Raw genomic sequence first — 11723 nt, 5'->3', positions numbered from 1 at the left:
CCGCGCCCTGACCGCGGGGGCCGTTCCGGCGCACGTGGCAGACTGGCTGTCCGATGAACCTCGACTCCACCGACCTCGCGCTCGTCCACCTCCTCCAGGCGGACGGCCGCACGTCCTACGAGACGCTCGCCGCGCGCGTCGGCCTCTCCCGCGCCGCCGCCCGCGCGCGGGCGCTGCGGCTCACCGAGGACGGGATCCTGCGGATCGTCGGTGTCATCCACCCCGCGGTGCTCGGCCGCACGGTCAGCGCGCATGTGGCCTTCGACGTCGTCGGGCCCGCCGAGCCCGTGGCACGGACCGTGGCCGGGCTGTCCGAAGCGGTCTTCGTGACACTGACGGCCGGCCGGCGCCCGGTCATCGCCGAGCTGCGGACGTCCGACTTCGCCGCGCTGAGCGCCCTGGTGGCGGACATCGCGCGGCTGCCCGGCGTACGGGGCGTCGACACGACCCCGTACACGCGGGTGCTCAAGGACCCCTATCTGCCGGTGACTTCGCCCGACACGGTGAGCCTCGACGAGACGGACCACGCGATCCTGCGGGCGCTGCAGACCGACGGGCGCATGTCCTACGCCGAGTTGGCCGACCGGATCGCCATGTCGGCGGCCGCCGCGCGGGCCCGCTCGCTGCGGCTCCTCGACGCCGGTGTCTTCCGGGTCGCGGCCCTGGTACGGCCGGGAACCCTCGGCATGGGCCACCTCGCGGGCTTCTCGCTGCGCCGCTCGGGCGACGCGCACGGGACGGCAGGGGTGGGCGGTCTGCTGGCCACCGAGCAGGTGCAGTTCGCCGCGGAGTGTGTGGGCAGGGCTGACGTCATCGGCACGGTCGGCGGCGAGACGCTGGCCGATGTGCTGGCCTCGCTGGAGGAGCTGCGCGCCCTGGACGGTGTACACGGACTGGAGAGCTGGCTCCATCTGGAGCTGGTCAAGGAGCGCTACGACTCCTTGACGAGCTGACCGGTCCCTCGACCTGGCCCCGTCCCGTCACCGCGCCCGTCCCGTCAGCACCCCCGTTTCCTCACCGCCCCCCGTTTCCTCACCGACCCGTTGTCTCGGCCGCGCCCGTCCCGTCACCACTCCCTCCCGTTTCCTCACCGCGCCCGCTCTCCGGCCGCACACGCTTCGCTCGTCGAGGCCCTCCAGAGCAAGCGAAAAGTTTCTGACTCACCCCTCTGAATAATCTTTCGCTTGAGTCGTACTGTCTCAGTCAGCGAATCGCTCGCGCATGCCTTTCTCGGGCGTCGATCCGCTTCCCGTGGCGCCGGGCCGCCCGGTGCCTGCCGAACCGCATGCGCCGCCGCCCTGCCCCGGCAGCAGCGCCCGCCCGCCTGGGCCGCACGCCCTCCCCGTACGACCGGAGCACCCACATGGCCACCACGCCCGCAGCACAGCAGGACCGCACCCTTCTCGTCACCGGCGGCACCGTCCACACCCTCACCCCGGCGGGCCGCGCCGAGGCCCTCGCGGTGCGCGGCGAGCGCATCGTGCACGCGGGCACCGCCGAGGAGTGCGGTGCCGCACTGGACGGCCGGGTGGACGAGCGGCTGGACCTCGGCGGGCGGCAGCTGATGCCCGGCTTCGTCGACGCGCACTGCCACCCGGTGATGTACGGACAGAACCTGGCGTGGGCCGACGTACGGCCCGAGACGGTCGCGGACATCGACGCGCTGGTCGCCGCACTCCGCCGGCACGCGGAAGGGCTCCGCCAGGAAGCCCCGCTGCGCGGCTTCGGTTACGAGCACCGCAGGCTGGCCGAGGGCCGCCACCCCACCTGCCAGGACCTCGACCGGGTCGCCACCGACCGCGAGGTGTACGTGATGAACGCCTCCGGCCACGGCGGCGTCGTGAACACCTACACCCTGCACAAGTACGGCATCACCGCCGGCACCCCCGACCCGGTCGGCGGCCGCATCGGCCGTACGGCGTCCGGTGAGCCCAACGGCGAGCTGTGGGACGGCGCCTGCGATCTGCTGACGGGGCCCGACGGTGTGAAGATCACCAACCACGGCCCGAACTTCCACCTCGACGACCCCGCCGACATCATGCGCGGCCATCTGCTCCGCGCCCAGCAGACCTTCCTCGCCGCCGGGGTCACCACCATCGGCGACGCCCAGGCGTCCCGCCGCGAACTCTCCACGTACCTGCGCGCCCGCGACGCCGGCGACCTGCGGATGCGCACCTCCGTCTATCTGACGTCGGCGCTGCTCGACACCGCCCTCGACCTCGGTCTCGGCAGTGAGCTCGGCGACGACCAGCTGCGGATCCAGGGCGTCAAGCTCTACGCCGACGGCACCCTGGGCGGCTGGACCGCCTACTTCCCCGAGGGGTACGCGGCCGACTGCTGCAACCACGGGCAGCTCTACCACGACCCCGCCGAATACGCCGACCTGGTGCTGCGCGCCCACCGGGCCGGCTTCCAGACCGCGACCCACGCGCAGTCCCCGTACGCGATCGGCATGGTCCTGGACGCCGTCGAGAAGGCACTCGCCGACACCCCCCGCACCGACCCCAGGCACCGCGTCGAACACTGCGGGCTGCCCACGGACGACGAGATCACCCGCATGCGGGAGCTGGGCGTGCACGCCGTGCTCCAGCCGCAGCACCACCTCCGCACCGGCGACGGCACGCTCACCGCGATCGGCGAGATGGGTCACCGCTACAACCCGGCGGGACTGCTCCAGTCGGCCGGTACGGAGTTCGCTTTCAGCTCGGACGCGCCCGTCGCCCCGCCCCGGCCCTTCGAGGCGGTCGCCGCCGCCGCGAGCCGCGAGACCGTGCTCGGCACCCGGCTCGGCACCCCGGAGATGCGGCTCGCCGTCGCGGACGGCATCCGTGCGCACACGCTGGGCGGAGCGCGGGCGCTGCACCGTGAGAACGAGGTGGGCAGCCTCCGTCCCGGAGCGTTCGCCGACTTCGTCGTCACGGACGCCGACCCGTACCGGACCGACGACCTCGCCCGGCTCGCCACGGCCGGCGTCGACGAGACCTGGATCGGCGCCCGCCAGGTCTGGTCAGCCACGGCCTGACCGGCCCGGGATCCCCCGGTCCACCGTCCACTGAACCCAGGCTGTTCACCGATGACGGCACACGCGCCCGCCCGCACCGGCGGCCGCCACCGTGAAGGAGCACCACCGATGAGCACCACCGCACAGCCGGACCGGCCGGGGACCGGCACGGCCGAACGCGCCGGCGGCGGCCCCGCAGCGGGCGCGGTCGAACAGCACGGCTACGACTTCATCCCCGAGTCCGAGCGCTATATGACCCCGCGCCAACTGGGCTTCTTCTGGGCGGGAATCAACTCCTACCAGTTCTTCTTCGTCCTCGGCGCGGGCGCCATCGCCCTCGGCCTCTCCCTCGTCCAGGCCCTGGTCGCGGTGGTGGCGGGCAACGCGCTGTTCGCTCTCGTCGCGTACAGCTCGATCGCCGGGCCGCGCGCGGGGCTGCCCGCGCTCACGCTGAGCCGGGCGCCGTTCGGGGTGTTCGGCAACCGCCTCAACGCCCTGTTCACCTGGGCGATGTCGCTGGGCTTCAAGACGGTCAACGGCCTCCTCGGCGTCTTCGCCGTGCTCGCCCTCTTCGGCCGGCTGGGCTGGCACCACTCCGGCGCCCCGGGCAAGGTCCTGGCGACCCTGCTGGTGCTGGGCGTGGCCATCGTCATCGCGGTCACCGGGCACCGGCTGCTCGTCAAGGTCCAGCCGTACTTCGCGGTGGCGGTGGCCGTGATCTTCGCGCTGCTGCTCTGCTTCACGATCGGCGGCGTGGACTGGAACTGGCACCCGCCGCACCACGCGGGAGGCGGCGGCAACTGGCTCGCGCTGGTGGTCTCCGCCGCCGCGCTGATCGCCTCCGGCTCACTGTCGTACCTGGTGGTCTCGCCGGACTACGCCCGCTACCTGCCCTCGGACACCCCGGTCCGCAAGGTCTTCCCGCGGGTGCTCGGCGGCGGCGCCGGAATGGCCGTCTACCTGGGCATCGCGGGCGTCCTGGTCGCGACCCGCACGGACCTCACCGACCCGGTGGCGGGCGTCCGGCCGCTGGTGCCCGGCTGGCTGTACGTCCTCTACATCGCCGCCTGCTTCCTGGGCTCGATCTCCAACAACGCCTCGGTGTTCTACTCGTCGGGGCTCGCCATCCAGGCCATCGGCATCCCGCTCAAGCGCTGGCTCGCCACGGCCCTGGACGCCACGCTGGCGCTCGTGGCGGTGCTGCTGATCCTCTTCGTGTACGACTTCGAGACCGCGCTGAACGAGTTCCTGTCCCTGGTCAACATCTGGGCCGGGCCGTTCGCCGCCGTCTGGATCGTGGACGGCATCCTGCGCCGCTGGCACTACGACCAGCACGACATCCACACCAGTGACCGCAGCAGCCGCTACTGGGGCGTGGGCGGTGTCAACGTCCAGGGCCTGATCGCGCTCGCCTGCGGTATGGCCACCGGCCTGCTCACCATCAACTCGCCCCTCCTGCACAGCTGGCTGAGCGGGCAGCTGGGCGGCGCCGACCTCTCCTGGTTCCTGCCGATCATCGTCTCGGGGGCGGCCTATCTGCTGCTCGCGGGGCGGCGGGTGCGCGGGGCGCGGGAGCGGGACGTACAGGCGGGCCGCCGCCCGTAGCGCGTCGCGGTCCACACGTATCGGCAACAAAGTATTTCGGTATCCGATGTAATCTTCTCCTGTGGGACGCACCCCGCCGACGGCTCCTGCCGTCGTGCTCGCGGGGACGCGGCCCGGCACCCGGCGTGCGAGTGGAGGAGACGTGAGCAGGCGCATGGCGCTTTCCGGCGAACGGCACCCCTGGACGGCCGTCCTCCTGCGCGAACGGGCCCGCCCGGAGCGGATCAGGCAGCGGCCGGGCGCCTGGTGGCTCGCCGTGGCCACCGTGTGCTTCGGCGCGTTCATGGGCCAGCTCGACGCGAGCATCGTGACGCTGACGTACGGGAGCGTGCGTACGGAGTTCCACGCGTCCCTGGCCGCCGTCGAGTGGGTGTCCCTGGCGTATCTGCTCACGCTGGTCGCGCTGCTGGTCCCGATCGGGCGGCTGTCCGACGCGTACGGGCGCAAGCTCTTCTATCTCTACGGCTTCGTGGTCTTCACCGCGGCGTCGGCGGCCTGCGGGCTCGCCCCGTCGCTGGCGACGCTGGTCGCCTTCCGGGTGGTGCAGGCGGCGGGCGCGGCGATGATGCAGGCCAACAGTGTGGCGCTGGTGGCCACCAGCGCGCCGAGGGAGCGGATGCGGACCGCGCTCGGCGTCCAGGCCGCCGCCCAGGCGCTCGGCCTCGCGCTGGGGCCGACGGTGGGAGGCGCGCTGGTGGCGACGCTGGGCTGGCGCTGGGTCTTCGGGATCAATGTGCCGATCGGTCTGGTCGCGCTGGTCGCGGGCCACTATCTGCTACCGAGGACGCGCAGCAGGCAACGGTCGGGCGGCTTCGACCGGCCCGGCCTCGCACTGCTGGTCGTGGCGACGACCAGCGGGCTGCTCGGGCTCTCGGCCGCATCGGGGCTGCCGGTGCCCGGCTGGGCTGTCGCAGGACTCTTCGTGCTGGCCGTGGCGGCCGGCTGGGCGTTCGTGGTGCGGCAGCGGGTGGCGGCGGTGCCGCTCCTCGACCTGGCGCTGCTGCGGGTACGGGCGGTGTCGTCCGGGCTGACCGGCGCGCTCTGCGGCTATCTGGTGCTCTTCGGGCCCCTGGTGCTGGTGCCGATCGTGCTGACCGGTGGCGGCTCGTCGGAGCTGACGGCCGGGTTCGTACTGACCGCGCTGCCGGTCGGTTTCGCGGTCGCGGCGACCGCAGCGGACCGGGCGCTGCCCTCGGCGCTGGGCGACCGGGGCCGCTGTGTCCTGGGCGCGCTGGTCTGCGCGGCCGCGTTGGTGGCGATGGCCCTGGCGCCACTGACCCCGGGCCCGCTGGTGCTGCTGCTCGCGGTGCTGGGGCTGGGCCTCGGCATCTTCACCCCGGCCAACAACACGCTGATCATGGGGGCGATCCCGGCGCGTTCATCGGGCACCGGAGGCGGCCTGGTCAACATGGCCCGTGGTCTGGGCACGGCCCTGGGCGTCGCGCTGGTGACGCTGGCGCTGCACCTCGCCCCGCCGCACGGGGTGCCGGACGGGCCGCGCTGGGCCGTGATCGTCCTGCTGGTGGCGGCGCTGGTGGCGGTGTACGCGGCATGCTCGGGGCCCAGGGCGGGGACGCGGGCGGGGGCTGGGTCGCGTACGTGAGGGCACGTGGGCAGGAGCGGGAGCTGTCCGCGCGCTACTTGTCCGTTGGATCACGCTCAGCGGCACGGTCGCGGTCACGCTCAGCGGCACGGTCATGCTCAGCGGCACGGTCGCGGTCGGAGTCGCGGTCGGGCGGAGAGGCGGCCTGCGGGGTGCCGCTCTCCGGGGCCGGAACACCGCCGTCGGCACTCGCGGCACCCGTATCCGTACCTGCACCTGTGCCCGTATCCGTACCTGTACCCGTACCCGTATCCGTACCTGTACCCGTGCTTGTACGCGCACGACGGTGGGTGGCGATCAGATAGGCCAGCGCCGCGGCGAACAGCCCGGCGGATACCCAGTCGTTCAGCCGCAGGCCCAGGAAGTGGTTGGCGTGGTCGATCCGCAGGGCTTCGATCCAGGCCCGCCCGGCCGTGTACGCCAGCACGTAGCAGGCGAACAGCCGCCCCCTGCGCGGCCGGTAGCGCCGGTCGAGCCAGAGCAGCAGGGCCATCACGCCGAGATCCCACAGGGACTCGTAGAGGAACGTCGGATGGTAGAAGGCAACGTTCGGACTGGTGTCGGGCCGGTGCGCGGGATCGATCAGCAGGGCCCAGGGCAGATGGGTGGGGCCGCCGAACAGCTCCTGGTTGAAGTAGTTGCCCCACCGGCCGATCGCCTGCGCCAGCACCAGCCCGGGAGCCGCGGCGTCCGCGAAGTCGGCCAGTGCGATCCCACGGCGCCTGCACCCCAGCCAGGCGCCCACCGCGCCGAGGGCCACGGCGCCGGGGATACCGAGCCCGCCGTCCCAGATGTACAGGGCGCGGATGGGCTGCTTTCCGGCGGCGAAGTACAGCTCGGGGTCCGTGATGACGTGGTAGAGCCGCCCGCCCAGCACACCGAACGGCACCGCCCACAGCGCGATGTCGGCGATGTGGTCCCGGTTGCCGCCACGGGCCGCCCAGCGGCGGCCCGTCAGCCATACACCGGCGAAGATCCCGGCGATGATGCACAGCGCGTACGCCCGGATCGGGAAGGGCCCGAGATGCCAGACGCCCTGGGAAGGGCTGGGAAGGTACGCCAGGTTCATCGGCGGGACCGCTCTCGACGTGAGGTTGCCGACCGGGGCCGGAGTAACCCGGACGAGATTACCTCGGTCACCGAACCTTCCGCCTGTGCCCCCTGCCCCCGCGGGCCTGCGCTGGCGAGGGGCGTACCGGCGAGAGGCCGTGCCGGTGAGGGCCAGTGCCGGTGAGGACCTGTGCCGTGAGGGCCCGTGCCGCTGCCGCCGGTGCGGCACCCGAGTCTGTGACCCCCGCGCCGGAGGTCAGTAAAGTTCGCGTATGCCGCCCCAGCCCCGCTCCGGGACCCGTAAGCCGCCGAAGGACCGCACGTCCGCGAAGGACCACACGTCCGACGCCCGGCTGCTCACCGAGGCCGTCACGCGCCTGCGCCGCTCCCTGCGGGCGTCGATCCGCACCGACTACCCGTGGGAGACCCTGCCCATGGCGCAGGTCGAACTGCTCCAGGTGCTCGCGGAACACTCACCGGCCCGCATCAGCGACCTGGCCACCCGCCAGCATCTGGCGGCCAGCACGGTCTCGGGGCTGATCGGCCAGATGATCACGGCCGGTCTGGTGACCCGCGATGTCGACTCGGCCGACCGCAGGGCCTCCGTGGTCGTCCTCACCGACGCGGGCCGCGCCCAGCTCACCGCCTGGGCGCAGGCCCACGAACGGCGTCTGGGCACAGCCCTCGCGGCCCTGGGCGACGCGGACCGCGACACGGTGCGCGCGGCGCTGCCCGCCCTGCTCCGTATCGCCGAACACCTCGACGACAGCGGGGAGTGACGGAAAACGGAAACGGGAGTGACCGCGGCGGGGGGACGACGGGGCCGGGCCGGGCCGAATCGGGGCCGGGCCGGACGGGGCCTGACCGCCTTACGGGCAGGTTCAGTTGGGGCTCTCGCCGTTGACGCGGCGGCCGTCGAGGTACGTCGTGACCCGGTAGGCGTAGCCGCCGGCCGTGAGGTAGAGCGCGTGCTGGGTCGCTCCGCGGGGGTCACCGGCGGGCACGTCCACCCAGCCGATGAGGACGGACTGCGGGATCGGCACCTGCACTTCGGCGAGGTTCACGATCACCTCGGGGTCGAGCGGCACGGTACGCAGCTCGAACTGGCCACCGTTCGCCCACAGGTCGCCGATCTCGGTCCTGGAACACGTTGCCGTTGCGATGCTCATGACTTCTCCTGCCGATCAGTTGGATTCCGGCGGCTCGGGGGCTCTCTGCCGGCCCGGCCTTCCGGGGTGGTCCGCGTCGATGGGTGCCACCCTGCCGGAGGCATCCTGAAGCTGACCTGAAGCATCCTGAAGACGCCTTCAGGTTCGGCGGTGCCGGGCGTATCCGGCGGCGGCCGGGAGCGAGCAGGCAGGCCATCGCCCTGTCGCCGAGTCCGGTGCGTGCGCGCGTCTCTAAGATGCGAATGCGAGTTCACCTTCTTGTACTGGACGCGTCGAGGAGTCACTCATGTCAACGCAGTTGGACAGCGCGGCGGAAGCCCGCACCCTGATCGCCGCCATCCGGGAGCGCCGGGGCGAACTGGCCGAAGGCGGGTTCGTCAGCGACCGTGACCACGCCGACCCCACTGCCAACCTGGCGCTGCTGGCCGGGCTCGGGGCGGCTCGGCTGGCGGTCCCGGGCGAGTACGGAGGGCTGTGGGACGGTACGGAGCGCGGCGGTTGGGGCGCGGTCATCCGTGCGCTGCGGGAGGTCAGTGCGGGCGACGGCCCCACGGGGCAGAACTGGCTCACGACCGTCCTGGTGGCCCGCGAGCTGTTCGAGCCGGGCAGCGGCCTTGCGGAGGCGACCCGCGGCGAGCTGGCGCGCCGGATACTCGACGACGGCCTCCGGCTCGTCTCCTCCGTCGCGGAGACGGGCGTGACGGGCCGGACGACCGCACGGCCCGTCGAGGGCGGCGTGGTACTCAACGGCACGAAGTCCTTCAACTCCAACAGTGGCGGACAGGGTATGGCCCTGGTCCGCTGTGTGCTGGAAGGCGAACCGCCCGCGCACCACCAGGTCCTGGTGGACCTGAACCACCCCCAAGTCGAGTTGCACGACGACTGGGACAACATGGGCCAGCGCGGCACCCGCAGCCGGACGGCCACCTACCGGGACGTCTTCGTGCCCGACGGCCGGCACCAGCCGGCGGGACAGTTCTCGCCGGTCTTCCTGGGCGCGGCGATGCTGCTGCACGCCGGGTTGATGCAGGGCATCGGTGACGGCGCCCTGGACGCGCTCGTCCAGCACACGCGCACCATGAAGCGCGGATCGCTGCCCCGGTTCGCCACTCCGGCCGACGACCCGCTGATCCTGCGCCGCATCGGCGCCCTCTCCAGCAGGCTGGCCGCCTCCCGCGCCCTGCTGCACAGCTCGGCGGACCGGCTGGAGGCCGGGGACGACGCGGACATGGACGCCATTACCGTCGACTGCTTCCGGGCCAAGGTCGCCGCCGTCGAGGCCTCACTCGCGGCCGCTTCCGAGATCCACGAGATCACGGGTGCGCGCAGCACCTCCAACGCGTACCGCTACGACCGCTACTGGCGCAACGCCCGGACCTTCGCCTCCCACGACCCCATCGACGCCAAGAACGTCTACATCGGCGGCTACGAACTCGGCAACAGTCTCCCGCCGCTGTCCACGATCATCCGCTTCTGACCGCACCGGGCCCCGCCCGGGCCGCCGCGAGCGCCGACGCCCGGATCAGCGGACCCTTACGCCGCCAATACGTCGTTCTCGCTACGTTCCCCAGACCTGAAAAAAGGCCCTCCCGGTGGGAGGGCCCGGCCGCGTTGCGGCGAGAGTGCCCCCGGCAGGACTCGAACCTGCGGCCAAGCGCTTAGAAGGCGCCTGCTCTATCCACTGAGCTACGGGGGCCGGATCGTGGCCTCGGCGGCCTGGAGCCCCGGTTGTACGGGTGCGTGACCTTGCCGGGGACCAGGATAGGGCTCCATTCACCTGCTCCCCGTTGCTTCACCTCCGTGGCACGATGTGGAGGTTCAGTGAAGCGAACTGATAATCGCAGGCGAGCGCGGATCGTGCACAGCTTTTGGCCACTCGGATCCCGGGTGTTGTGCAGTCGTTATGCCTGCGTCCCACTCGTCCCGAGTGTCCCGGGTGTCCGAACGGCCCTGATAGCCCCCGATTGGCGCGCACAAGTGGCTATACGCTTCAAAAACCCAACTTAATTGGGCATTCTTCGCATGTGGTGACCTTGGATGTACGGCCTCAGCTGATTGACGCACTCTCCGCCCTGCGTGACCGAGTCGCCGCCGTGCGCCTTCCGCTCCCGTTGCCGGGCGCCCCGCGCGCCCGCCGGACGCGGACCGAGCTGCTCGCACAGCTCGACGACTATCTGGTGCCCCGGCTCAGAGCCCCGGAGGCCCCCCTGCTCGCCGTGATCGGCGGCTCGACCGGTGCGGGGAAGTCCACGCTCGTCAATTCGCTGGTCGGGCGCCGGGTCAGCGAGGCCGGCGTGCTGCGGCCCACCACACGGACGCCCGTCCTGGTCTGCCACCCCGACGACCACCACTGGTTCTCGGGGCTGCGCGTGCTGCCGCGCCTCACCCGCGTATGGCTCCCGCAGCAGGACGACACCGGCGACGACGACGGCCCGCCGGAGCCGCACGGGCCGGTCGGCGGTGCGCTGCGGGTCGAAACCGCGGCGAACCTGCCACGCGGTCTCGCCCTGCTCGACGCCCCCGACATCGACTCGCTCGTCGCGGGCAACCGGGCGCTGGCAGCCGAGTTGATCTGCGCCGCCGACGTCTGGGTCATGGTGACCACCGCCTCCCGGTACGCCGACGCGGTGCCCTGGCATCTGCTGCGTACCGCCAAGGAGTACAACGCGACGCTCGTCACCGTCCTCGACCGGGTGCCCCACCAGGTCGTCGCCGAGGTGTCACGGCAGTACGGCGCGCTCCTCACCCGCGCGGGGCTCGGGGACGCACCGCGCTTCACGATCCCCGAACTGCCCGAGTCGGCCGGCGGCGGCAGCGGACTGCTGCCCACCACCGCCGTGGCGCCGCTGCGCGCCTGGCTCGCCCAGCGGGTGCAGGATCCGGCGGCCAGACAGCAGTCGCTGGACCGCACGGCGAGCGGAGTGATCGATTCGCTCGGCGCCCGGATGCCCGAGCTGGCCGCGGCCGTTGCCACGCAGTACTCGGCAGCGGTACGGCTCACCGGCACCGTCGAGGAGGCGTACGAGGCCGAGGGCCGGCGCGTACGGGCGCGCCTGAAGGCGGGCGCCGCGCTGGCGGGGGACGCCAGGACCCGGTGGCGCGGCTATCCGCTGGACAGTTCACCGGGCGAGCTGCTCGACGCGCTCTCGCAGAGCCTCGCGGTGCTGCTGCAGTGCGCGGTGGCCGCCGCCGACGAGCGGGTCAGGGAGAGCTGGGGACGCGAGCCCGCGGCCGCGGGACTGGCGTCCGGGGCGGGGGAGGCCGGCGAGCGGGTCGGCCTCGCGGTGCGGCGCTG

9 protein-coding genes and 1 tRNA gene are annotated in these 11723 nt (G+C 72.5%); 7 read left to right on the top strand and 3 right to left on the bottom strand.

Going from position 1 to position 11723, the window contains the following annotated elements; all coding sequences use genetic code 11:
* Positions 1-53: 53 nt before the first annotated feature.
* The 4 genes from G3I19_RS29220 to G3I19_RS29205 all read left to right on the top strand — a co-directional run bounded on the left by G3I19_RS29220 (position 54) and on the right by G3I19_RS29205 (position 6209).
* Entirely contained in the window at positions 54-953 is a 900-nt protein-coding gene (locus G3I19_RS29220) for an Lrp/AsnC family transcriptional regulator (protein ID WP_164266726.1), read from the top strand.
* Positions 954-1363: 410 nt separating this feature from the next.
* Positions 1364-3022 (top strand): amidohydrolase, encoded by a 1659-nt coding sequence (locus tag G3I19_RS29215; protein WP_164266725.1) that lies wholly within the window; start codon positions 1364-1366, stop codon positions 3020-3022.
* Between the two features lie 108 nt (positions 3023-3130).
* Complete coding sequence (locus G3I19_RS29210; protein WP_164266724.1) at positions 3131-4606, top strand: cytosine permease; 1476 nt, start codon at positions 3131-3133, stop codon at positions 4604-4606.
* 154 nt (positions 4607-4760) lie between these two features.
* Positions 4761-6209 carry an MFS transporter gene (locus tag G3I19_RS29205; RefSeq protein WP_164266728.1) on the top strand — a complete coding sequence of 483 codons (1449 nt, stop codon included), beginning with the start codon at positions 4761-4763 and terminating at the stop codon, positions 6207-6209.
* A 34-nt stretch (positions 6210-6243) separates the two neighbouring features.
* Here the strand turns inward: G3I19_RS29205 and lgt are convergent, their stop codons facing one another.
* Positions 6244-7278, bottom strand: coding sequence for a prolipoprotein diacylglyceryl transferase (lgt, locus tag G3I19_RS29200; protein ID WP_164266723.1), 1035 nt, complete (start codon positions 7276-7278; stop codon positions 6244-6246).
* A gap of 253 nt (positions 7279-7531) precedes the next feature.
* On the opposite strand from lgt, the gene G3I19_RS29195 reads away from it, so the two are divergent.
* Positions 7532-8038 carry a MarR family winged helix-turn-helix transcriptional regulator gene (locus tag G3I19_RS29195; RefSeq protein ID WP_164266722.1) on the top strand — a complete coding sequence of 169 codons (507 nt, stop codon included), beginning with the start codon at positions 7532-7534 and terminating at the stop codon, positions 8036-8038.
* A gap of 102 nt (positions 8039-8140) precedes the next feature.
* Here the strand turns inward: G3I19_RS29195 and G3I19_RS29190 are convergent, their stop codons facing one another.
* Positions 8141-8428 carry a hypothetical protein gene (locus G3I19_RS29190; RefSeq protein ID WP_164266721.1) on the bottom strand — a complete coding sequence of 96 codons (288 nt, stop codon included), beginning with the start codon at positions 8426-8428 and terminating at the stop codon, positions 8141-8143.
* Between the two features lie 286 nt (positions 8429-8714).
* On the opposite strand from G3I19_RS29190, the gene G3I19_RS29185 reads away from it, so the two are divergent.
* A complete protein-coding gene (locus G3I19_RS29185; RefSeq protein ID WP_164266720.1) occupies positions 8715-9905 on the top strand; it encodes an acyl-CoA dehydrogenase family protein in 1191 nt (396 codons plus the stop codon).
* Between the two features lie 146 nt (positions 9906-10051).
* Here G3I19_RS29185 and G3I19_RS29180 read toward each other — a convergent pair.
* Positions 10052-10124, bottom strand: a tRNA-Arg gene (locus tag G3I19_RS29180).
* A 337-nt stretch (positions 10125-10461) separates the two neighbouring features.
* Here G3I19_RS29180 and G3I19_RS29175 point away from each other — a divergent pair.
* Positions 10462-11723: dynamin family protein (locus tag G3I19_RS29175; protein ID WP_164266727.1), on the top strand; the 1262-nt coding region annotated here is incomplete at its 3' end.

Source organism: Streptomyces sp. SID10853, from assembly GCF_010548145.1.
Classification (GTDB): domain Bacteria; phylum Actinomycetota; class Actinomycetes; order Streptomycetales; family Streptomycetaceae; genus Streptomyces.
Note: the sequence above shows the minus strand (reverse complement) of the source record. Positions and strands in the feature narration are given on the sequence as shown.